The following is a 22672-nucleotide window of genomic DNA, read 5'->3' on the forward strand; positions in this document are numbered from 1 at the left end:
ATCCCTGACCTTTAACCTTTGACCGCGCCGGAGGCGATGCCGCGCACAAACCAGCGGCCCGAAATAAAGTACAGCGCCAGCGGCACGACCGAAGTCAGTATCGTCGCCGCCATGTTGACGTTGTACAGCCGCTCGCCGGTGGTGGTGTTGATGATGTTATTCAGCTGGACCGTCATCGGCAAATGCTCGGAACCGGCAAACACCAGTCCAAGCAGGAAATCGTTCCAGATGCCGGTGACCTGCATGATGACGGCCACCACGATCACCGGCGTCGACATCGGCAGCATCAGTTGCAGGAAGATGCGCCAGAAACCGCCGCCGTCGATGCGCGCCGCCTTGAACAGTTCCATCGGCAGCGCCGCGTAGTAGTTACGGAACAGCAGCGTCATGACCGGCATGCCGAAGATCGTGTGTATCAAGACGATGCCGGGCAAGGAGCTGAACAGATCGACGGCCGCCAGCACCCGCACCAGCGGATACACCATCACCTGGACCGGGATGAAGGCGCCCATCATCAGGATCGCGAACAGCACGCCGGCGCCGCGCGGACGCCAGAACGACAGCGCGTAGCCGTTCACCGCGCCGATCGCGATCGACAGGATGGTGCTCGGCACGACGATGGCGACCGAATTCCAGAAGCCGCCGCGTATGCCCTCGCATTCCAAACCGGTGCAGGCGGACTGCCAGGCCTGCACCCACGGTTCCAGCGTGAGCTTGACCGGCAGCGCGAACAGCGTACCGAGTCGTATCTCCTCCATCGGCTTGACCGAGGTCACCAGCATCACGTATAGCGGCAGCAGGAAGAACAGCGCCGCCACGATCAAGAACGCGTAGACTCCGGCGCGCGCCGGAGTCCAGGCCAGCGACCTGCGCCTGCCTGCCGGCGGTTTTGCGGTGGCGATACCGCTGTCATTGGCGGCGGCGCGGGACGCTTCGGCCACCGCGATGACGGCTTTCTCCTGTTTCACGACATATCCCATCAAATCCCCTTGTCGGCGCGGCGGGTGCGCACGTAATACAGCGGCGCGACAATGGCCAGCACGGTGGCGAGCAGCACGATCGATGCGGCGGAGGCCAGCCCGATATTGGCGCGGCCGAACAGATAATCCATGATGAACTTGGCCGGCACCTCGCTGGCCGTGCCGGGACCGCCCTGCGTCATCGCGACGACCGAGTCGAACACCTTCACCACCATCACGAACAGCAGCACGAACGCGGTCGACACCGAGGGCCCGAGCATCGGCAGCACGATGCTCACGTACACGCGCCAGCGCGGAATGCCGTCGATGCGCGCCGCCTTCCACAATTCCTCGTCGATGCCGCGCAGGCCGGAAAGCATCAGCGCCATCACCAGGCCGGACGCCTGCCACACGGTGGCAATGACGATGGTGTAGATCGCCATGTCCTGGTCGACGATCCAGTCGAACTTCGCCTCGGTGAACCCCAGCTTGCGCAGCACCTCCTGGATGCCCAGTTCGGGGTTAAGTATCCACTGCCAGATCAGGCCCGTCGCCACGAACGACATCGCGTACGGGTACAGGAAAATGGTGCGCAGCGCGCCCTCGGCCATCACCTTCTGGTCGATGAACACCGCCAGCAGGAAGCCGATGATCAGGCAGGCGGCGATGAACAGCAAGCCGTAGACGGCGACGTTTTGCAGCGACAGCAGCCAGCGCTCGTTGTTAAACAGACGGATGTACTGCGAGGCGCCGACGAAATCGCTGTTGGGGAAGGTGCGCGAGCTGCTGACCGATACGCGGGCCGTCCACAGCATCGTGCCCAGATAGGCCAGCAACACGGTCAATGCCATCGGGATCAGCGCGATGTAGGCGGCGACCGAGACGCTTTGACGTTTTTTCACAAGGGCGGCGGTCATGGCCTATTCATCCTTCAGTGCGCGGGCGAAGGCTTTTTGGGCGTCGTCGGCCGACTGGTTCTTATTCCAGTAATTGGTCAGCACATCCTGCAGCGCGCCGGTGGTGTCCGGCGTGGCCAGCATTTCGGAATTGGGCAGCTGGCGGCTCTTGTCGCGGATGATCGCCAGGCCCTGGCGAGCGCAGATGTCGAGCGTCGATTCATCGACGTCGCCACGGATCGGAATCGCGCCCTTGCGCGAGTTGAAGGCCACCTGTGCGGCCGGCGAGGTCACGACCGTGGCGAGCAGCTTTTGCGCCTTGATGGCGGCGGCGTTGCTGGTCTTGGGGAAGACGAAGGCGTCGCCGGCGACGATGTACGGCGCCTTGGGGCCGAAGCCGGGAAAGCAGCCGAAGTCCTTGCCCGCGACCTGTCTGGCCGACGAGAACTCGCCCTTGGCCCAGTCGCCCATGATCTGCACGCCGGCCTTGCCGCTGACGACCATGGCGGTGGCGTCGTTCCAGTTGCGCCCCGGCGAGCCGGCATCGACGAAGGCCTTCAGCTTTTTGAAGTCGACCAGCACCTGCCTGAAAGCCGGCGACATCACCGCCTTCTGGTCGCGGTCGCGGTACACCTTCAGATACAGGTCGGCGCCGCCGACCATGGCGAAGATGGCGTCGAAGGTGATTTTCTCCTGCCATACCTGGCCGCCGAAGGCCAGCGGCACCAGGCCGGCCGCCTTCAGCTTGGCCAGCTGTGCGAGGAACTCGTCCCAGGTTTGCGGCTCGGCGGTGATGCCGGCCTTTTTATAGGCGGCCTTGGAGTAGAAGAACCAGGCCGGCATATGGATATCCACCGGCGCGGCATAGAAATGGCCGTTGATCTTGATGGCGTCGAGGATGGACGCCGGCATGACCTGGTCCCACTTGCCCGCGATGGCGACGTCGTCGACGTTGTTGAGCAGCCCCTGCTCGACGAAATCGCGGAACTGCCTGGAGGTGTTGAACTGCGCGGCCGTCGGCGCGTTGCCGCCGACGATGCGGTTGATGGTGGTGGCGCGCGACTGCTCGGCGCCGGCGACCGCCTGGTCGACCCACTGGCCCCCGGCCTTATTGTAGGCGTCGGCGAACTGCTTGACGGCCTGCGATTCGCCGCCCGAGGTCCACCAATGGATCACGGTCGCCTTGAGCGGCGCGGCTGCCGGTGCGGCCGCCGGTGCGCCCTGCGCGAACGCGCCGCATCCTGCCAGGGCAAGCGCGGTGGCGCCGGCCATTTTTATCGCCTTCTTCATTCTGTCTCCTGTGGGCGTCGTGCGCCCATTTTTATTGGATGGCTGAGAGCTACGCGGTGGTTGCCGCCCTTTGCGCCAGGAATTGCGCCACCAGCTTCGCGCTGCGCTTCAGCGTGCGTTGCTGGGTGGCGTAATCCACGTGGATGATACCGAATCGGCGCTCATAACCGAAGGCCCATTCAAAATTGTCCATCAACGACCAGATAAAATAACCACGGATGTCGACGCCCGCCTTCACCGCCTGGTCGACCGCTGCCAGATGGCGATTCAGGAACGAGATGCGGGCGCGGTCATCGACCTCGCCGTCCACCACTTTATCGTCCGAGGCCATGCCGTTCTCGGTGATGTAAATCGGCGGCAGGTTCGGATAGTCGCGGTGGAAGCCGACCAGCAGGTGGCGCAGTCCGTCAGGGTGCACCTCCCAGCCCATCTGCGTGCGCTCCACGCCCTCCAGGTCCACTTCCGTGTAACCGTTTTTGCCGTCGCTGACGACGTTGGTGCGGAAGTAGTAGTTAATGCCCAGGAAATCGAGCGGCGCGCCGATGATGTCCATGTCGCCGTCCAACGTCATGGGCTGGGCGCCAGGCCACAGCTCCCACAGCGCCGACGGATAGGATTTCTTCAACAGCGGATCGAGGATCCAGTTGTTATGCTGAAGTTCGAACAGCCAGGCCGCGCGCTGGTCGGCGGCGCTGTCGCCGGTGGTCGTGCCGCGGCCGACGTTGGCGACGATGCCCACCTGCGCGGCCGGATCGTTGGCCCGCAAGTGCGCCACCGCCAGGCCGTGGCCGAGCAGCAGATGGTGCATCGCCTGCGTGGCGAACACCACGTCGGTCTTGCCGGGCGCGTGGTGGCCGGTGCCGTAGCCGTGCATCGCCGAGCACCATGGCTCGTTGAGCGTGGCCCAGGCGTCCACCAGGCCGGCCAGTTCGCGGCTGATCATGTCGGCGTATTCGGCGAAGCGGTAGGCGGTGTCGCGGTCGGCCCAGCCGCCCTTGTCCTCCAGATGCTGCGGCAAGTCCCAGTGGTACAGCGTTACGTAGGTTTTCAGGCCTTTGGCGCGCAGCGCCGTCAGCAGGTCGCGGTAGAAAGCGATGCCTTTCCGGTTCGGCTGGCCCTCTTGCGTCATCACGCGTGGCCAAGAGATCGACAGGCGGTAGGCGTCCACGTTCAGGTTGGCGAGCAGTTCGACGTCCGATTGCCAGCGGTGGTAGTGGTCGCAGGCGACGTCGCCGGTGTCGCCGGCCAGGGTCTTGCCGGGGGTGGCCGAGAAGGTGTCCCAGATCGACGGGATGCGCCCGTCTTCGGCGATCGCCCCTTCGATCTGGTAGGCGGCCGTGGCCGCGCCCAGCAGGAAATCGGGACGCCAGAGGACCGAGTCGGCCGGTGGCGAAAAACTTTCTTCCAAAGTGACGGATGCATCCAGGACCACAGCGACTCCCTTGTTTTCGTTATGAGTGGAAGCGCTTCCACAAGATGTTGTCGATAGTACTACCGATGAAATTCGGGTGTCAACGGGAATCTGGGATTTTTGTAGCTTTGCTACAGAGCTGTGATCTTGACAACGCCACGTTTCCCACCGAGCGGCGGGAAACGTCGTAAGGCAATTACTTCTTGTCCGTCGGCGGAACGCCCGGGACACCCGGCACGAAGGGGAACGTGCCAAAGATATTCTTACTCTGATTCTGCATCTGCTCCTGCATCTGCACGAACAAGCTCTTGCTCTGGTCGATGTAGTTGTTCATCATGCCCTGCATCATCGGGCCCTGGACGTTCATGAACTGGGTCCACATCTCCGGGCTGAAGGGCTTGCCTTCGAGGCCGCCGACCGTGGTGCCGGTGAATTTGCGCTGGATGTCGGTGAACGCCTGCACGTTCTTCTCCAGATAGGAACCCATCATGCCCTGCATGGCGTGGCCGTAGAAGCGGATGATCTGCGCCAGCACGTCGCTGGAGAACATCGGCGCGCCACTCGCCTCTTCTTCCAGAATAATCTGCAGCAGGATGCTGCGGCTCAAGTCCTCGTTGCTCTTGGCATCGACGACCGTGAATTCCTCGTTGTCCAGCACCAGCTGCTTGACGTCCGTCAGCGTGATGTACGAACTGGTCTGCGTATCGTACAGACGGCGATTCGGGTACTTCTTGATCAAGCGTTCAGCATTTTTTTTCGCACTACTCATCACAAGTCCGTTTATTGCGCCGCAGCGCGTCCTCTAACAATTCGAAAAAAAAGCGAACGTCGGTCCGCTTTCCCACTAAGCTACCACACCTATTATAGAGGGGAAAAAGCATATCCTGCACGAACTGATATAACTTTTGGCTTTTATTGCAACGCAACTAATTTTATAAGCTGGAAAGCAAGCCCCTTCCCCTCCGGTGCGTCAACCCTTGGCCTTGACGTAGCGTCCCGGCGCCGCCTCGATGGCTTGATAAGTGGCGTTGCCCGGCTTGGCCTTGGGCTTGACGTCCTTGCCGCCGTGCTCTGCGAGGAAGGCGGCCCATTCCGGCCACCAGCTGCCCTTCGTCTCGGTCGCGCCCGCCATCCACGCCTCTGGATCGTGCGGTTTGGCGACCGCGCGGCCGACCGGCTTGTCGTTGATCCAGTAGCTGCGCTTGTTCTTGGCCGGCGAATTGATCACGCCGGCGATGTGGCCGGAGGCGCCCAGCACGAAGCGGTTGGCCTTGGGCTTGCCCGGGTTGAGCAGGTTCATCGACTCGAACGCCGACGTCCACGGCACGATATGGTCCTCGCGCGAACCGTAGACGAACACCGGCGCATCGATCGCGGACAGGTCGACCGTGGCGCTACCCACCTTGAGCTTGCCGGGCTCGCGCAGGCGGTTCTCCAGGTACATATTGCGCAGGTAATAGCAAAACATCGGGCCTGGCAGATTGGTGCTGTCGGAGTTCCAGTACAGCAGGTCGAACGGCGGCGGCTCGTTACCCTTCAAATAATTCGACTGCACATAATTCCACACCAGATCGTTCGGACGCAGGCTCGAGAACGTGCTGGCCAGGTCGCGGCCCAGCATCAGGCCGCCCTCCTTGATTTGCTGCTCGCGCATCGACACCTGGGTCTCGTCGATGAAGACGTCGAGCACGCCGGTGTCGCTGAAGTCCAGCAGCGACGTCAACAAGGTCAGGCTGGCGGCCGGATTGTCGCCGCGCGCGGCCAGCACCGACAGCGCCGTCGACACCAGCGTGCCGCCGATGCAAAAACCGAACAGGTTCAGCTTATCCTGCCCGCTGACCTCGCGCGTCACGCGGATCGCTTCGAGCACGCCTTTTTCGATGTAATCGTCCCAGGTGGTGGATTCCAGCGACTTGTCGGCGTTGACCCAGGAAATCATGAACACGGTGTTGCCCTGCTCCACCGCGTAACGCACCAGCGAGTTTTCCGGCTGCAGGTCGAGGATGTAGAACTTGTTGATGCACGGCGGCACCATGAGCAGCGGCCGCTGGTGCACGGTCGCCGAGGCGGGCGTGTACTGGATCAGCTGGAACAGCGGGTTCTCGTAGATCACCGTGCCCGGCGTCATCGCCAGGTTGCGGCCGACCTCGAAGGCCGATTCGTCGGACAGCGAAATATGGCCCTTGTTCATGTCGGCCAGCATGTTGGCAAGGCCCTTGGTCAGGCTCTCGCCCTTGGTTTCGATCAGCATTTCCTGCGCTTCCGGATTGGTGGCGAGGAAATTGGCCGGCGACATGGCGTCGACGATCTGCTGCACGGCGAAACGGATCTTCTGCTTTTGATGGCGGTTGGTCTCGACGGTATCGACCATGGCGGTCAGGAATTTGGCGTTGAGCAGGTATGATGCCGCATTAAACGACGACATCGGATTGCCCTGCCAGGCGGGCGAACTGAACCGGCGGTCTTGCAACGCCGGGGTTTTGCCGGACAAAAAATCTTGCCACAACACGCCGAAGTCATGCAGATATTGGTTCTTCAGCTGTTCCATCGCCTGGGGTTGCACGGTGGCGCCGGCGTCCTGCATGATAGCGGCCAGCGGATTGGCGTCGGGGGCGGGGAGCTTGCTGAACCAGGATTGCCACTGCGATGGGTCGCTCATCTGCGACATCCAGGCGTTGGCAATGGCTTGAGGATCGGGCACATTCATGGTTGATTCCCTAAAAATAGTTTAAATATCTTTACCTGGACTGCTCTATGCTGAACTCGTTATGCTGATCGTTGCGATTGCTTGGATTTATGTCGTGGGACTGATGGCGCTCACCGAGCCCACCGTCGTTGCGGGAATTGTAACGTTTTTGTTCTACTGCGTGCTGCCGCTGGGCACATTGATATATATCGCCGGCACCGGCAAACGCAAGGCGCGCCGCCGCGCCGAAGAACAGGCGGCCCGGGACGCGCGCGCCGCCAGCGAGGCGGACGCCAGAGGCGAACACTAAGCCGGCGCCGCGTCGCTTCATTTGAGCCAGATCAAAGAGGCCTGACGGCCCGTGACGCCATCGCGCCGATAGGAATAGAACCGGCCCGAATTGGAGACGGTGCAGTACTCGCCGCCATGCACCTGCATGACGCCGGCCCGGTGCAGCAGGTAGCGCGCCAGCGCGTAGAGGTCGCCCAGATACTTGCCCGGCTTGCCCTCGATGGGAGAAAACGCCGCCGTCACATGGCGCACGCCGGAGTCGTCCAGCGCGCCGTTGAGGAAGGCCTGCATCACGTCCGGACCGACCTCGAACTGGTAGGCGCCGATTGCCGGCCCCATCCACGCCATCATTTCGCCGGCGCCGGCCGCGCGCATCGACTCGACCGTATTTTCCAGCACGCCGGAGACCAGGCCGCGCCAGCCGCCATGGGCGGCGCCGACCACCTTTCCCTCGGCGTCGCACAGCAGCACCGGCAGACAATCGGCCGTCATGATGGCGCACACCTTGCCGGGCACGTTGCTGACGCTGGCGTCTGCCTCGGGCACCTGCTGCGGCGCCAGCGTAGCCAGATCGACCACGGCGGTGCCGTGCACCTGCGTGAGCCAGGCCGGATCGGACGGCAGCATCGCGCGCAGGATTTCCCGGTTGCGCGCGACGTTGTGCGGCTGGTCGCCGACATGGGTGCCCAGGTTCATGCCGCCCTGCCCCATGCCGTCGTCATATGGCGGCGGGCTGACGCCGCCACGCCGCGTGGTCGACAAGGTGCCGACGTTGGCGGGCAGGCCCGGCCATTTCGGCATCAACCATTGCTGATGGATTGCGTTCAAATTTGTTCCGGTTCCTCAATGCCGGCCTTGGCGATCAGCTCGGCGAAATCCTCGGCAAGCGGCACCAGCCACTCGCACTGCTCGCCCGTGGCCGGGTGCACCAGGCCCAAGCGCCGGGCCTGCAAGGCCTGACGCGGGAAGACACTGGCCAGATGCTGCTTGCCATACATCACATCGCCGACCAGCGAAAAACCGATCGACATCATGTGGACGCGGATCTGGTGCGTGCGGCCCGTCTCCAGGCGGCACTGCATCAGACTGACGGGGCGACGGTCCAGATCGCCGCTGGCCAGCAACGCGTAGTGCGTAATGGCCGGCTTGGCGGAGAAGTTGTTCGAGACCGCCATCTTGATGCGGTCCTTCGGGTGGCGCCCCATCGATGCGTCAATAGTACCGCTAACGCGCGGCGTGCCCCACACCAAAGCGAAATACTCGCGCTTGACGGTGCGCGCGGCCAGCTGGCGCACCAGATCGGTCTGCGCCGGCAGCGTCTTGCCCACCACCATCAGGCCGCTGGTGTCCTTGTCGAGGCGGTGGACGATGCCGGCGCGCGGCACGCCGGCCAGTTGCGGGCAGTGGTGCAGCAGGCCGTTGAGCAGCGTGCCGGACCAGTTGCCGGCGCCCGGATGGACCACCAGGCCGGCCGGTTTGTTGATGACGATCAGGTGCTCATCTTCATAAACGATGTTAAGTTCCATCGCTTCCGGTTTAAAAGCCTCGTCTTCCGGCGCCGGTTGGGGCAGAATGACGATCTTCTCGTCGCCGTAGACCGTGTCCTTGTTGCTTTTGGCTACTTTGCCGTCGACCGTGACGAAGCCGTCGTCGATCCACATTTGCAGGCGGCCGCGCGAAAACTGCGGCACCAGCCTGGAAATGACTTTGTCCAGGCGCTGGCCGCACGCTTCCGGGGTCAGTTCCAGTTCGATCGGAGCCAGGCCGTCATCGTCGTCGCCGTAGTCGCCATCCTGGACTTCGAGCTCTGCGGGCAGGTCGGCGTCGGATTCATGATCGGAGGAGGATTCGGCCAAATTCGGCTTTGGAGTTAATATCACGGCATTCCCATCGGCTATAATCAGCCTATTGTAAAACTTTGGTTAAACAGCTTCTTGCAAAACATATGCAAAAAAAATTATCGGTAGTCGCAGCAACGTTGGTTCTGCTTAGTTTGTCCGCTTGCGGCATTTTCTCGGATAAAGTTGACGAGACAAAAGGTTGGACAGCTTCGAAATTATACTCGGAGGCGACTGAAGAACTGGAAGGTGCCCACTACGAGCGCGCGATTCAGCTGTACGAGCGCCTGGAATCGAGCTATCCGTTCGGTACCTACGCCCAACAGGCGCAGATGCAGATCGCCTACGCCTACTACAAGGCGCAAGACCAGGCGCAAGCGCTGGCGGCCGTGGAGCGCTTCATCAAGCTGCACCCGAACCACAACAATGTCGACTACATGTACTACCTGCGCGGGCTGATCAACTTCAACGACCAGATCGGCTTCCTGAACTTCATCTACGCCCAGGACACGACCGAGCGCGACCCGAAGGCGACGCGCGAAGCCTACGCGGCGTTCAAGCAGCTGGTGGATAAGTTCCCGAACAGCAAGTATACCCCGGACGCGCTGGACCGCATGCGCTATCTGACCAACGCCATGGCGTCGTACGAGGTGCACGTGGCGCGCTACTACTACCGTCGCGGCGCCTACCTGGCAGCGGCCAACCGCGCCATGGGCATCATGAGCGACTACCGCGACTCGCCGGCGATCGAAGAGGCGCTGTTCATCATGATCCGCAGCTACGACAAGCTGGGCATGACGGAATTGCGCGACGATACCATGCGCGTGTTCAAGCTGAACTATCCAACCAGCACCTTCCTCGACGAAGGCAAAAAGGCCGAACGTCACTGGTGGAAACTCTGGAATTAACAAAAAACCGGGACGCGATCCCGGTTTTTTGTTGGCGCCCGACCCCTTTACACTTTTTTACGCGGCGACCTTGCGGCGGAAAATCCAGGTGCCGTCGGTCGAATCCTTCTTGTCGAACGCATAACCGTCGACATCGAATTTCTTCAGCTTCTGCGGATCGGTGATGCCTTTGACGGCGGCGTAGCGCGCCATCAGCCCGCGCGCCCGCTTGGCGTAGAAGGAAATGATTTTATACTTGCCGTTTTTCCAGTCCTCGAACTGCGGCGTGATCACCGGCACGTCGAGCAGTTTTGGCTTGACCGATTTGAAGTATTCCTCGGACGCCAGGTTGACCAGGCTCTCGGCGCCCTGCTCGCCGGCGGTCTGGTTGAGCGCCTTGGTGATGGTGTCGGCCCAAAAGTCGTACAGGTTCTTGCCGCGCGGGTTGCTCAGGCGCGTGCCCATCTCGAGCCGGTGCGGATGGATCAGGTCGAGCGGACGCAGCATGCCGTACAGGCCGGACAGGATGCGGATATGCGATTGCGCGTAGTCCAGCTGCTTGGGAGTCAAGGTGCGCGCCTCCAGGCCGCCGTAGACGTCGCCGTTGAAGGCCATGACGGCCTGGCGGCCCTCGGCGGTGTCGTGCGTCCACGATGCGTAGCGGGCAACGTTGAGCGCCGACAGGTTGTCGGACAGATCCATTAGCTCGCCGATCTGCACCGGCGAAAATTCGCGCAGGCGCGCGATCAGTTGCGCCGAGTGGTCGAGGAAAGCGGGTTGGGAGTGCAGCTTGGTGGTCGGGGGCGTCTCCAGGTCGAGACTTTTGGCGGGGGAAAGCACTATCAGCATAAGATTTAAACTCAATTTCAAATAAACATACTTCCGACATGATACCTGTTCCACCAAATTCCGCACCGGCCCGCATCGTCATCGACACCAATGTCTGCCTCGACCTGTTCGTGTTCAAAGATCCGCGCTGGGCCGACCTGCTGGCCGCGCTCGAAAGCGGCGCGGTCGAGGCCGTCACGCGCGCCGATTGCCGCGACGAATACAACATCGTGCTGCATTATTCGCACTTGCCGCTCGACGAGGCCAGCCGGCCGCTGGCGGCGGCCCGCTTCGACGCGCTGATCAAGGTGGTCGCCCCGGCCGAGTCCGGTATTCGCCTGCCCGTCTGCACCGACAAGGACGATCAAAAGTTCCTCGAGGTGGCGCGCGACGCCGGCGCCGAGGTGCTCATCACCAAGGACAAGGCGCTGCTCAAACTGGCGCGCCGGCTGGCAAAGGCGGGCATGTTCAAGGTCGTGGTGCCGGAGGCGTGGCGACTCGAACGATAGATTTTTTACGCAACACCAAAGCGTGCTCGCTGAGCTAGAATAGGTCATCCGTTCACTCTCCAGCCGCCATGAATAGCCGCAACGATCTCCATACCGATATTCCGTTGACGCCGCCCCTGACCAGCCGCCTGCCGGCCGTCGGCACCACCGTTTTCACGCGCATGTCGACCCTGGCCGCGCAGTCCGGCGCCGTCAACCTGGGCCAGGGCTTCCCCGATTTTTCGTGCGAGCGCAGCCTGCTGCAAGCCGTCAACGACGCCATGCTGGCCGACTTCAACCAGTATCCGATGATGAGCGGCGCGCCGGCGTTGCGCAACGCCATCGCTGCCAAGATAGCGGCCCTGTACGGCCACGCATACGACGTCGACACCGACATCACCGTCACCGCCGGCGCCACGCAGGCGCTGACCACGGCCATCCTGTGCAGCGTGCATCCGGGCGACGAGGTGATCGTCATCGAGCCGGTGTACGACAGCTACGTGCCGGCGATCAATCTTGCCGGCGGCGTGGCCGTGGGCGTGCAGATGGAAATGGCCACGACCGGCTACACGGTGCCGTGGGCCAAGGTGGCCGCCGCCGTCAGCGGCAAGACGCGGATGATCGTTATCAACACGCCGCACAACCCGACCGGCAGCGTGCTGCGCGGCGCCGACATGCACGCGCTGGCCGACATCGTGCGCGGCACCAACATCCTGATCCTGTCGGACGAAGTCTACGAACACATGGTCTACGACGGCCAGCGCCACGAATCCGTGTGCCGCCACCCCGAGCTGGCCGCGCGCGCCTTCGTCGTCTCCAGCTTCGGCAAGACCTACCACGTCACCGGCTGGAAGCTGGGCTACGTGGCGGCGCCGCCGGGACTGACGGCCGAGTTCCGCAAGGTCCACCAGTACAACGTCTTCAGCGTCAACACGCCGATGCAGCATGGCGTGGCCAGCTACATGGCCGATCCGGCGCCCTACCTGACCTTGCCGGCGTTCTACCAGCGCAAGCGCGACCTGTTCCGCGACGGCCTGGCCGGCACCCGCTTCGAGCTGCTGCCGGCCGACGGCACCTATTTCCAGTGCGTGCGCTACGACAAGATCTCGACCCGGACCGAGGCCGAGTTCGCCGAGTGGCTCACCACCGAGATCAAGGTCGCGGCGATACCGGTGTCGGCGTTCTACCAGCAAGGCAAGGAGTCCGGCATCGTGCGCTTCTGCTTCGCCAAAAAAGACGAGACCTTGGCGCTCGCGCTGGAGCGGCTGGCCAAAGTATAAAATCGGGGACCTTCATCATGGCCGATACCAAACACCTGGACCTGCCGGGCGTCGCCTCGGCGGCGCTGGCGCCCCACCCGGCGCCGCCGTCGGTGCTGCACCAGCTCAACGTGTCGAACCGGCGGCTGGAACGGCTGCTGCAAAACCTGCGCAACGAACACGACGCCGAAAGCGAGTTGCGCGACATCGCCCGCGAGGTGGTGCGCGCGGTCGATCTGAATCCCGACATCGCCCTCGCCTGCATTTTCCTGTGCCAGATCGCCGGCAGCTACGCGGTGCGCCATTGCATCGAGACGGCGGTGGTGATTGTCGTCATGTCGCGCAGCCTCGGCAAGACCGACGCCGACACCGAAACCCTCACGGCCGCCGCATTGACGATGAACGTCGGCATGCTGCGCGACCACGAGAGCTTCCAGAACAAGCACAGCCTGAGCAAGGAAGAGATGGCCATCGTGCGCCGCCATCCGGAGGACAGCGCCGATATGCTCAAGTGTGCGGGCATCGAGGACGAGGAATGGATTTCGTGCGTGCTGCTGCACCACGAAAACGATGAAGGCAGCGGCTATCCGGCCGGCGTCGCCAGTCCGCAGGTGACGTTCAACGCCAAGCTGCTCAGCCTGGCCGACCGCTATTGCGCGCAAGTGTCGGCGCGCAACTACCGGCGTTCGGTATTGCCCGACCAGGCGCTGCGCAATCTGATGGACGACAAGGGTTCGCCGGTCGATCCGGCGCTGGCCCTGCACTTCCAGCGCGAGCTGGGCGACTTCCCGCCCGGCTGCCTGGTGCGGCTGGCCACCGGCGAAGTCGGCGTCGTCAGCCACCGGTTGGCCGGCGGCGACGAATTGCACATCCACTGCCTGCGCGACGCCACCGGCCAGGCGCTGCCGCCGGCTGAGCAACGCCTGGCCGCCGGCGACCGCCGCGCCATCGCCGAGGCCCTCAGCGAGGACCAGGCCGCGATCCGCTTCAGCATGAAGCAGATCTGGGGCCCGCAGGCCAGCCTGTAACGGCCAACGTAAAACAGGCCGGCCCAAAAAGGGGCCGGCCTGAAACGCTCACTTCACGAAACCTGCGATGCGCTACATCACGCGCGCGCGGCGGCCGACTTGCGGCGGCGCGCCACGATCACCAGTCCGCTCAGACCGATCATCATCATCATCCAGCTCGACTCTTCGGGAACGGCCGAGACGGCGGCGCCGGAACCGACCACGTAGTTGAAGGCGAACGCGCCCGGCTGGAAGTACGAGTAGGTCGACGACACCCGCACGTCCTGCGCGCCGCCGCCGAACAGGCCGAGGTCGAGCACTTTGTCGTTAAGGAACAGCATGGCGTCGTCGGCCGACGTGAACAGCCGCGAGAACAGGCCGACGCCGTTGTTGGTGATCGACAGCTCGAGCGTGTCGAAGCCGCCTGCGAACGAGGCCGACACGAAACCGAGCAGCAGGTGCTGGCCGGCGACGCCATCGAATGCGAACTGGCCGCTGGCTGTCAGCAGCGCCGGCGCCGGCATCCACGGATCCGGCACCAGCGCTGCCGTGTCGGAACTGAACGCGTGCATGCCAACCCCGGCCACCGAGGTCATGGCCGCCGTCACCACCGGCCCGAGTCCGGCGATGTCGCCGACCGCGTCCGGACCGGCGCTGACGTTCGACACCACCACCTGCCCGGCGCCACCGTGGCCGGCCAGCCGGAAGCCGTCGGCGTCATAATAGTTGGCGCCAAACGCGTTGCTGGTCACGCTGAACTGGGTGCTGGCCGGCCAGTCGCCGAGCACCGGACCGGCGCCGCCGCTGACCCGCACCGCGCCTCGCGCGCCGACGCCGCTGGCCGACGCCAGCGCATGGGCGTCACCGCCCCAGGCGGTGGCGCGGGCACTGCCGCGGCCGCCGCGCGCGAGGTTGACCGCCGTGGCCGACGCGTTCGCCGCGCCGTAGGCGTTCCACGGATCGACCCGGGTGCCGCCGCTGGCGCGCGCCTCGGCCGAGACGTTGACCGCGCCGCTGCCGGACTGGCCGAAGGCGGTGGCGCTGGCGGCGGCGCTGCTGAGCGGGATGCCGAGGATGAAGCCGGTCTCGCCGGCGCGCGCGATGGCGCTGATCGCCACCGCGTGGTTGCCGCTGGTGACGCCGCGCGCGCTGCTGGCGACCACGCCGGCCGACGGCGGGGAACCGTACCAGCCCCACAGCGCGTCGCCCGAGCGCGCCTGGCTGACGCCGTCGATGTCGCCCGAGGCGGTGATGTCGAGCGTGGCGCTGGTCGGCGCGCTACCGCTCGAATCATCGCTCGACGTGTCGACCCGCGCCTTGACGCTGGCCGTGCCTGCCGCCCCCGGACCGACGCCCGATTCAACCACCACAGCGGCGTCGGCGTAGCCGCGCGCGACGGCGGCCACATCGACGCCCTGCGCACCGCTGGTGCGCGCGGTCAGGCGGCTGGTCGCGCCGCCGCCTTGGGCCGTGGCGGCGCCCTGCGCACCGGCGCCGACCAGCACCACGACGGCCTCGGCCGAGCCGATAGTCGGCAGATAGTAATTGCTCTGGGCGCCGGTCTGGCCGCCGGTGGCCGACGCGTTGCCGCGCGCCATCCCCTGCGCGGAGATCGTCAAGGAGGCAGTCGCGTCGCCACCGTTGCCGCCGAATACGGAGGACCCGGCGCTGCCGCCGTAGGCCGCAACGCTGCCGCGCACGTCGGCCAGTCCGGTCAGCACGGCGACCGCGTCGGCCATGCCGCCCCTGCCGCCGCTGACGTAAATGCTGCCGCTGCCGCCGAACGCCTCGACCGTGCCGTCGACGGCGGCGCCGGCCGCGCTCGATGTCAGGTCCAGCAAGGCCGAGCCGGCGCCGCCGGCATAGCTGAAGTTCAATGCCTGGGCACCATCGCCGCCGACCGCCGACACGCGCGCGGTCAGGCTGGCGGCGGTGGCGTCGCTCAAGGTGAGCGCCGAGCGGGCGCTGGCGCTGCGCACGCCATCGGGCGGCTCCGGGTTATAAGGATCGTCGACGCCGCTGGCGCCGGCACGGCCGGCGACGGCGCGCTGAACCAATGTCAGGTCGCCACGCGTGCGCCCCGATACCGCGTTGACCTGCTCGACGTCGGCCGCGACGCCAGCGCTGCCCTGTAGCACGCTGAGCATTTCGGCGGCGTCGCCGCCGCGCGCTTCGGCCGTGACGCCGACCTTGCCGGTGTCCGATTGCCCGTAGGCGGTGGCGCTGGCGCCGCCGCCGGCGCCGGACCAGCCCCGCGCGCCGCCGAAGCCGCCGCCGGTGCCGCCGGCGGCCAGTGCCGTGACGCTCACCGAGGCGGCGCCGCCGACGATCGCCGAGGCCGAACTGGTGGCGGCGCCACCGTTGCCGCCGACGCCGGACGCGCCGTAGATCGGGTTGAACGGCCCAAAGACATCGCCATTGTCGACCATTTCCGCCAGCCCGCCGGGCGCGCCGCCCATGCCGCCGCGGCCGCCGTACACCAGCGTCGCCACCACCGTGTCGAGCGCGGCCGACGTACTGGTGGCGATGGCGCCGCTGGCCGATCCGCCCGAGGCGCCGGCGCCGCCGTCGCCGGCGAAGACAGTCTCGGAACGCGCGCCGCCGGCGCCACCGGCGCCACCGGCGCCGCCGTACAGCGTCAACGTCAGCGCCGCCTGTGCCTGGCCGAGGGTGGCCGACAACGGGCCGCCGGCGCCGCCGGCGCCGCCGTGCTGCCCGGGCGCCGCGCCGATCAGGCCGGACGCGCCGTCCACGCCGGTGTAGATGACATCGGCCGCGTAGGCTTGGCTGACAGCAAGCGCCAGTAACAGCGGGACCAGTTTTTTCTTCAGGTGCGACGGCAGCGTAGTTGTCATGGGGAGAGATCCGATAATTGATTTTTGGAAATTTCAATTATATTATCATGATTAGTAAATTTGCAATGCACTAAATTTTCCCGGCAGGCGCTGGCCCGGCCGCGATCCGCTTCGGCATGAAGCGGATCCGGGGCCCGCAGGCCAGCCTGTAACGGCCAACGTAAAACAGGCCGGCCCGAAAGGGGCCGGCCTGAAAGGTTCACTTCAGCGCCGAACCGCCGCGCTGAAGTTGAGCAAACCAGCGATGCGCTACATTACGCGCGCGCGGCGGCCGACTTGCGGCGGCGTGCCACGATCACCAGTCCGCTCAGACCGATCATCATCATCATCCAGCTCGACTCTTCCGGAACGGCCAACACGGGGACGCCGCCGGTCGGGTTGCCGAGCTCGCCGAGGCCGCCGATGCCACCGCCGAGCACATAGTTGAACGCGTAGCCATATGCGGCGCCAGCGAGCGACGAGCGCACCACGATGTCCTGCGCACCGGCGCCGAACATGCCCAGATCGAGCACCTTGCCGGTGAAGAACAGGTTAGCGTCGCTCAGCGACGTGAACGACTGGCTGAACAGCAAGTTACCATGGCTGCTGATCGACAGGTCGAGCGCGTCGAAGCCGGTGCCGCCCGCGCCCAGGAAGGCGAGCAGCAGATGTTGATCAACTGCCGAGGTGAACTGGAACTCGCTGATGTTGGTGCCGGCCAGCGTGGACGTCGGCAGCGAGGTGTCCACGGCGCCCGAGGCGCCATGCATGCCGACACCGTACAGTTCCGTCATCGCAGCGGCGGCGGACGCGCTCAAACCGAGGCCGGCGCCATCGGCCGGGGCCGCGCCGGCGTAGGTGTGCAGCTGAGCCTCTCCGGCCACGCCACCGCCGGCATTCAATGCGAAGCTGGCGGCGTCGAAGCGGTTCGACGCCACGGCCGCGCCCTGTGCGAAGGTGCCGGTCGCGGTCGCGCTGAAGCCGACCGGGCTACCTTTGGCGCCAACGGCATTGGCGATGGCAACCGCTTCCATCTGCTCGCCCCGGGCGCGGGCGCTGGCGTCGCTCACGCCGCCCAGCGACGACGTCACGGCCACGGCGCGCGCCGACGACAGCTGCGGACCCTGGTAGTAGTTCATGCCGCTAATGGCCTCGGCCGCGACCTTGACCACGCCGCTGCCGGAGGCGCCATACGCATTGGCGGTGGCCTTTCCAAAAGCGTTCCCGGTAAAGCGATCCGGCACGTACGTGCTGCGCGCCAGCGCGGTCAAGGTAACCGAGTGCGCCCCGCTGGTGACGCCCCGGGCGATCGACTCGGCTTCGCCGCTGACGTTCTGGAAGTACTTGAAGACGCCGCCTTCCGCCTGGGCGGTGCCGACGATGTCGCCGCCGGCGTCGATCCTCAGGTTGGCCCGCGCGCTTTGCCGGGCGTCCGTGCCGAGCGCGTAGGCGCCGGCCGTCACAGCGGCGCGGCCACCGGACGTGCCTGCGTTGACCACCGTGCTCGCCCTGGCGTCGCCTTCACTGCCGCGCCCGCCGAGACCCTCCAGGCCGGCGATTGCCCGCGATTCCACATTGACAGCGCGCGCGCCAGTGGTGGTGACGTTAACGCTGCTATTGGCGCTACGCCCGCGTGCGTAGCTGGCGCCGCTGGCGCCGGCGCCGACCAGTTCCAGCGTGGCGCTGGCGTCACCGTCCTCATACTTCCAGCCCGCAAGCGCCCCGCCCATCTGGCCGCCCACCGCGCGCGCGCTGCCGGTCGCCAGGGCGCCGGCGTTGATCGTCAACAGGCTGGTGGCGCTGGCGCCCCGAGCCGTGTTGCCCGGCCCGCCGGAGCCCGCGCCGAACTGCCCGCCGAGTGCCTCGGCCGAGCCCGACACCGCCGCCGTGCCGGTCAGCATGGCGATGGCGGTGGCCGCGCCGGCCTCGCCGCCCAGCGTATAATAATCACCCTCGGTAATGTCGCCGCCGATGGCCTTGACGCTGCCCTCGACGTCGCTGCCGGCGCGGGTCGATGTCAGCGACAGCTCGGCCCGCGCGTTACCAGCCGCCGGACTGGCGGTGCCGACCTTACCGCCGGCATTGCCGCCCTTGGCTGTGACGGTGGCCCTCAGCGCACTGGCCTGGCCGTCGCTGAGCCGCAATAACGATGCGGCGTTGCCGCCGGCGTTATTGACTGGCTGTGCCGGCATGTCAGGCGGGCCGCCGGCACCGTTGGAAATCGCGCCGCCGTTGCCGCCGATCGCATGCTGCAACAGCGACAACACGCCACGGGTCGCGCCGGCCACCATGTTTTCCAGATACACCGCCGCACCGGCGCCGGCTGGCGCGTGGTAATTGTTGGCGCCGCCGCCATTGCCCCCGGTCGCCTGTGCCAGCACCGACACGTTGCCGGTGCCGGAGTAAGCCGACGCGCGGGCCGTGGCCTTGCCGCCGTCGCCGCCCCGGCCGGCAAGCCACGCGTCCGTGTCGCCGCCGCTGCCGCCGGTGGCGTAGGCGCTGGCCGATGCCGCCCCGGACACGGAAACGCTGTTGGCCACGCTGGAGGCGTTGCCGCCGACGCCGCCATTGCTCAGCGTCAGGTCAGAATTGAGCTGGGCACCAGCCCCCACGCGGCCGCACGTTCGCTTCCGCGTGCGTGGCACCGGTCACGGACACCGCATTGACGCGCCCGAGCGCGGCCGCACCGGCCCCGCCATTGCCGCCAAGGCCGCCGTTGCCGTAAAAGCACAGCCCGTCATTGACACAATCCGGGTCGTCCGGATTGAGGACCACGGGCGCCAGGCCGGCGCCGCCGATACCGCCGTTGCCGCCGGTCAAGGTCAAGCGGTTGAACGCGCCGACGGTCAGCGACGTGTCGGTCAAGTCCCGGGCCGCGGCCCCCGCGCCACCGTTGGGCGTGGTGGCAGTGCCTGGCGTGCCGACAGCGCCGCCGGGACCGGTCACCGTGCGGTCGGCCGCGCAGGCTTGGCTAACAAGGAGCGACAACAACAGCGGCGCGATGCCGGCGATGTAGCGCGAGGAATGACGGAACGACGTGCATGACTGCGATAATTTCATTGATCTGACCCTGAAGTTGTTTTATAGACAAACGGGGCGGCTTGACCGCCACCCCGACCATTGCAAAGAATGCCATCTTATCTTATTTAAATTGGATAATTTACAATGTCATAAAATTATTTATCAATGGACAATTCAGCGGCTCAAGGCCGCCGGGTTGTCCGGCGCCGCGCCACCAGCACCAGGGTGCCCAGGCCGAGCGCCAGCATCAGCCAGCTCGACGGTTCCGGCACCGGCGCCACGGCGGCACCGGTGCCGACCAGGTAGTTGAAGGCGAACGCGCCGGGCTGGAAGTACGAGTAGGTTGACGACACCCGCACGTCCTGCGCGCCGGGACCGAACAGGCCGAGGTCGAGCACCTTGTCGTTAAGGAACAGCATGGCGTCATCGGCAGACGTGAACAGCCGCGAGAACAGGCCGACGCCGTTGTTGGTGATCGACAGCTCGAGCGTGTCGAAGCCGTCGGCGAACGAGGCCGAGACAAAACCGAGCAGCAGGTGCTGGCCGGCGATGCCGTCGAAGCCGAACTGCCCGCTGGCCGTCAGCCGCGTCGGCCCCGGCAGCCCCCCATCGTTCCCCAGGGCGGCCGTGTCGGAGCTGAACGCCTGCATGCCGACCCCGGCCACCGAAGTCACGGCAGCCGTCACGACCGGTCCGAGTCCGGCGATGTCGCCGACCGCGTCCGGGCCGGCGCTGACGTTCGAGACCACCACCTGCCCGGCGCCGCCATGGCCGGCCAGCTGGAATCCGGCCGCGTCGTAGTAATTGGCGCCGGACGCCTTGCTCGTCGCGCTGAACTGGATGATGGCCGGCCAGTCGCCCGCGATCGGACCGGCCGCGCCGCTCACCCGTATGGCGCCGCTGGCGCCGACGCCGCTGGCCGTCGCCAGCGCTTGGGCGTCGCCGCCCCAGGCGGTGGCGCGGGCGATGCCGCGGCCGCCGCGCGCGAGGTTGACCGCCGTGGCCGACGCGCTTGCCGCGCCGTAGGCGTTCCATAAATCGGCCTTGATGCCGCCGCTGGCGCGCGCCTCGGCCGAGACGTCGACCACGCCGCCGCCGGACTGGCCGAAGGCGGTGGCGCTGGCGCCGGCGCTCATGAGCGGGTAGCCCTCAAGGAAGCCGGTTTCCCCGGCGCGGGCGATGGCGCGGATCGCCACCGCATGGTTGCCGCTGGTGACGCCGCGCGCACTGCTGGTGACGTTCCCGGCCGACGGCGGGGAACCGTACCAGCCCCACAGCGCGTCGCCCGAACGCGCCTGGCTGACGCCGTCGATGTCGCCCGAGGCGGTGACGTCGAGCGCGGCGGTGGTCGCCGCGCTGTAGCTCGAAGCGTCGCTCGAGGCATCGACCCGCGCCCTGACGCTGGCAGTGCCGGCCGCCGACGGGCCGACGCCCGATTCCACCACCACGCCGGCGTCGCTGTAGCCGTGCGCGCTGGCGCTCACATCGACGCCCTGCGCGCCACTGGTGCGCGCGGTCAGGCGGCTGATCGCACTGCTGCCCACGGCGGTGGCGGCGCCCTGCGCGCCGGCGCCGGCCAGCACCACAAACGCACCCGCCTGGCCGATTCTCGGCTGGTAGTAGTTGTTCTCGGCGCCCGTCTGGCCGCCCGTGGCCGTGGCGCTGCCGCGCGCCATGCCCTGCGCCGAGATCGTCAACGAGGCAGTGGCGGCGCCGCCGTTGCCGCCGAACGTGGTTGGCCCGCCGCTACCGCCGTAGGCCGCTACGCTGCCGCGCACGTCGGCCAGTCCGGTCAGCACGGCGACCGCGTCGGCCATGCCGCCCTCGCCGCCGCCGACGTAGACGCTGCCGGTACCGCCGAACGCCTCGACCGTTCCGTCGACGGCCGCGCCGGCGGCGGTCGATGTCAGGTCCAGCAAAGCCGAGCCGGCGCCACCGCTATAGCTGAAGTTCATTGCCAGGCTGGCGTCGCCGCCCACCGCCGACACGTGCGCGACGACGCTGGCTGCCGTGGCGTCGCTTAAGGTGAGCGCAGAGCGGGCGTTGGCGCTGCGCACGCCATCGGGCGGCACGGGGTTGGATGGGTCGGCGGGCCAGCTTGGACCGGTGCGGCCGGCGACGGCGCGCTGAATCAATGTCAGCTCGCCGCTCGTGCGCCCCGACACTGCGTTGATCTGCTCGACGTCTGCCCCGACGCCGACGCCGCTGCCGAGGAAGGCCGTCGGCTGGCCGCCGTCGCCGCCGCGCGCTTCGGCCCGGACGCGGACCTTGCCGGTGTCCGATTGCCCGTAGGCGGTGGCGCTGGCGCCACCGCCGCCGCCGAAAATGCCCGCCGGGCCTTCCAAGCTGCCACCGACGCCGCCGACGGCCAGTGCCGTAACGTCGACCGAGGCGGCGCCGCCCACGACCGCCGAAGCCGAGCTGCTGGCTGCGCCACCGATGCCGCCAATGCCGGTAGCGCCGTAGATTGGATTGAACGGCCCGTAGATATCGCCGTTGTCGAGCATTTCCGCCAACCCGCCGGGCGCGCCGCCCGATCCGCCCCGGCCGCCGTACACCAGCGTCGCCACCACCGTGTCGAGCGCGGCCGACGTGCTGGTGGCGATGACGCCGCTGGCCGCTCCGCCGAACCCGCCGGCGCCGCCGTTGCCGGCGAAGATAGTATCGGAACGTACGCCGCCGGTGCCGCCAGTGCCGCCGGTGCCGCCGTATAGCGTCAGCGTCAGCGACTGCTGGGCTTGGCCAAGCACGGCCGACAACGGCACGCCGGCGCCACCGGCCCCGCCATGCTGCCCGGGCGTCGCGCCGATCAGGCCGGAGGCGCCGTCAGCGCCGGTGTAGACGATATCGGCCGCGTAGGCCTGGCTCACGGAGAGGGCCAGCAACAGCGGGACCAGGTTTTTTTTCAGGTGCGATGGCAGCGTAGTCGTCATGGGAGGTGTCCGATAATTGATTGCAGGGAATTGCAATTATATTA

The 22672-nt window shown here is 66.3% G+C and carries 18 protein-coding genes; 5 read left to right on the top strand and 13 right to left on the bottom strand.

From position 1 onward, the window contains the following. Positions 1-11: 11 nt before the first annotated feature. The 6 genes from NHH73_18370 to phaC all read right to left on the bottom strand — a co-directional run bounded on the left by NHH73_18370 (position 12) and on the right by phaC (position 7263). Entirely contained in the window at positions 12-902 is an 891-nt protein-coding gene (locus tag NHH73_18370; GenBank protein USX29656.1) for a carbohydrate ABC transporter permease, read from the bottom strand. A 77-nt stretch (positions 903-979) separates the two neighbouring features. Continuing rightward, positions 980-1876: a sugar ABC transporter permease gene (locus NHH73_18375; GenBank protein ID USX24577.1), complete on the bottom strand. Its 897-nt coding sequence runs from the start codon at positions 1874-1876 to the stop codon at positions 980-982. 3 nt (positions 1877-1879) lie between these two features. Further along, positions 1880-3145 (bottom strand): ABC transporter substrate-binding protein, encoded by a 1266-nt coding sequence (locus NHH73_18380; GenBank protein USX24578.1) that lies wholly within the window; start codon positions 3143-3145, stop codon positions 1880-1882. A 49-nt stretch (positions 3146-3194) separates the two neighbouring features. Beyond that, the gene (locus NHH73_18385; GenBank protein USX24579.1) at positions 3195-4577 is read right to left on the bottom strand and encodes a GH1 family beta-glucosidase; all 1383 of its coding nucleotides are present in this window, start codon (positions 4575-4577) and stop codon (positions 3195-3197) included. Positions 4578-4752: 175 nt separating this feature from the next. Then, complete coding sequence (gene phaR, locus NHH73_18390) at positions 4753-5325, bottom strand: polyhydroxyalkanoate synthesis repressor PhaR (GenBank protein USX24580.1); 573 nt, start codon at positions 5323-5325, stop codon at positions 4753-4755. Positions 5326-5526: 201 nt separating this feature from the next. Next, positions 5527-7263 carry a class I poly(R)-hydroxyalkanoic acid synthase gene (gene phaC / locus NHH73_18395; GenBank protein USX24581.1) on the bottom strand — a complete coding sequence of 579 codons (1737 nt, stop codon included), beginning with the start codon at positions 7261-7263 and terminating at the stop codon, positions 5527-5529. A gap of 61 nt (positions 7264-7324) precedes the next feature. On the opposite strand from phaC, the gene NHH73_18400 reads away from it, so the two are divergent. After that, the gene (locus NHH73_18400) at positions 7325-7552 is read left to right on the top strand and encodes a hypothetical protein (protein USX24582.1); all 228 of its coding nucleotides are present in this window, start codon (positions 7325-7327) and stop codon (positions 7550-7552) included. Positions 7553-7569: 17 nt separating this feature from the next. Here the strand turns inward: NHH73_18400 and pgeF are convergent, their stop codons facing one another. Both pgeF and NHH73_18410 read right to left on the bottom strand, forming a co-directional pair. Further along, entirely contained in the window at positions 7570-8361 is a 792-nt protein-coding gene (pgeF, locus tag NHH73_18405) for a peptidoglycan editing factor PgeF (protein USX24583.1), read from the bottom strand. Beyond that, positions 8358-9389, bottom strand: coding sequence for an RluA family pseudouridine synthase (locus NHH73_18410; GenBank protein ID USX24584.1), 1032 nt, complete (start codon positions 9387-9389; stop codon positions 8358-8360). Before NHH73_18410 ends, pgeF begins: the two co-directional genes overlap by 4 nt. A gap of 89 nt (positions 9390-9478) precedes the next feature. On the opposite strand from NHH73_18410, the gene NHH73_18415 reads away from it, so the two are divergent. Next, positions 9479-10279, top strand: coding sequence for an outer membrane protein assembly factor BamD (locus tag NHH73_18415; protein USX24585.1), 801 nt, complete (start codon positions 9479-9481; stop codon positions 10277-10279). A gap of 57 nt (positions 10280-10336) precedes the next feature. Here NHH73_18415 and yaaA read toward each other — a convergent pair whose 3' ends face one another. Further along, on the bottom strand, positions 10337-11107 hold the full coding sequence (yaaA, locus tag NHH73_18420) for a peroxide stress protein YaaA (protein USX24586.1): 771 nt from the start codon (positions 11105-11107) through the stop codon (positions 10337-10339). 38 nt (positions 11108-11145) lie between these two features. Between yaaA and NHH73_18425 the strand changes: the two genes are divergently transcribed. The 3 genes from NHH73_18425 (at position 11146) to NHH73_18435 (ending at position 13861) form a co-directional block, all read left to right on the top strand. Next, positions 11146-11595, top strand: coding sequence for a putative toxin-antitoxin system toxin component, PIN family (locus NHH73_18425; GenBank protein USX24587.1), 450 nt, complete (start codon positions 11146-11148; stop codon positions 11593-11595). Between the two features lie 68 nt (positions 11596-11663). Next, positions 11664-12854 carry a pyridoxal phosphate-dependent aminotransferase gene (locus NHH73_18430; protein USX24588.1) on the top strand — a complete coding sequence of 397 codons (1191 nt, stop codon included), beginning with the start codon at positions 11664-11666 and terminating at the stop codon, positions 12852-12854. 17 nt (positions 12855-12871) lie between these two features. Next, positions 12872-13861, top strand: coding sequence for an HD domain-containing protein (locus NHH73_18435; GenBank protein USX24589.1), 990 nt, complete (start codon positions 12872-12874; stop codon positions 13859-13861). Between the two features lie 77 nt (positions 13862-13938). Here the strand turns inward: NHH73_18435 and NHH73_18440 are convergent, their stop codons facing one another. The 4 genes from NHH73_18440 to NHH73_18455 form a co-directional block, all read right to left on the bottom strand. Beyond that, entirely contained in the window at positions 13939-16695 is a 2757-nt protein-coding gene (locus NHH73_18440) for a hypothetical protein (GenBank protein ID USX29776.1), read from the bottom strand. A 254-nt stretch (positions 16696-16949) separates the two neighbouring features. Then, positions 16950-19286, bottom strand: coding sequence for a hypothetical protein (locus tag NHH73_18445; GenBank protein USX24590.1), 2337 nt, complete (start codon positions 19284-19286; stop codon positions 16950-16952). Continuing rightward, a complete protein-coding gene (locus NHH73_18450) occupies positions 19258-19734 on the bottom strand; it encodes a hypothetical protein (protein USX24591.1) in 477 nt (158 codons plus the stop codon). Before NHH73_18450 ends, NHH73_18445 begins: the two co-directional genes overlap by 29 nt. A gap of 143 nt (positions 19735-19877) precedes the next feature. Further along, positions 19878-22628, bottom strand: coding sequence for a PEP-CTERM sorting domain-containing protein (locus NHH73_18455; protein ID USX24592.1), 2751 nt, complete (start codon positions 22626-22628; stop codon positions 19878-19880). Positions 22629-22672 lie beyond the last annotated feature (44 nt).

It is taken from the genome of Oxalobacteraceae bacterium OTU3CINTB1 (assembly GCA_024123955.1).
Taxonomy (GTDB): domain Bacteria; phylum Pseudomonadota; class Gammaproteobacteria; order Burkholderiales; family Burkholderiaceae_D; genus Rugamonas.

Bases quoted from the DNA above. Each gene is read 5' to 3' on its own strand.
- NHH73_18375 (USX24577.1), bottom strand. From the start codon at position 1,876: ATGACCGCCGCCCTTGTGAAAAAACGTCAAAGCGTCTCGGTCGCCGCC.
- NHH73_18380 (USX24578.1), bottom strand. From the start codon at position 3,145: ATGAAGAAGGCGATAAAAATGGCCGGCGCCACCGCGCTTGCCCTGGCA.
- phaR (USX24580.1), bottom strand. From the start codon at position 5,325: ATGAGTAGTGCGAAAAAAAATGCTGAACGCTTGATCAAGAAGTACCCG.
- phaC (USX24581.1), bottom strand. From the start codon at position 7,263: ATGAATGTGCCCGATCCTCAAGCCATTGCCAACGCCTGGATGTCGCAG.
- NHH73_18400 (USX24582.1), top strand. From the start codon at position 7,325: ATGCTGATCGTTGCGATTGCTTGGATTTATGTCGTGGGACTGATGGCG.
- NHH73_18415 (USX24585.1), top strand. From the start codon at position 9,479: ATGCAAAAAAAATTATCGGTAGTCGCAGCAACGTTGGTTCTGCTTAGT.
- yaaA (USX24586.1), bottom strand. From the start codon at position 11,107: ATGCTGATAGTGCTTTCCCCCGCCAAAAGTCTCGACCTGGAGACGCCC.
- NHH73_18425 (USX24587.1), top strand. From the start codon at position 11,146: ATGATACCTGTTCCACCAAATTCCGCACCGGCCCGCATCGTCATCGAC.
- NHH73_18430 (USX24588.1), top strand. From the start codon at position 11,664: ATGAATAGCCGCAACGATCTCCATACCGATATTCCGTTGACGCCGCCC.
- NHH73_18435 (USX24589.1), top strand. From the start codon at position 12,872: ATGGCCGATACCAAACACCTGGACCTGCCGGGCGTCGCCTCGGCGGCG.
- NHH73_18440 (USX29776.1), bottom strand. From the start codon at position 16,695: ATGACAACTACGCTGCCGTCGCACCTGAAGAAAAAACTGGTCCCGCTG.
- NHH73_18450 (USX24591.1), bottom strand. From the start codon at position 19,734: ATGAAATTATCGCAGTCATGCACGTCGTTCCGTCATTCCTCGCGCTAC.
- NHH73_18455 (USX24592.1), bottom strand. From the start codon at position 22,628: ATGACGACTACGCTGCCATCGCACCTGAAAAAAAACCTGGTCCCGCTG.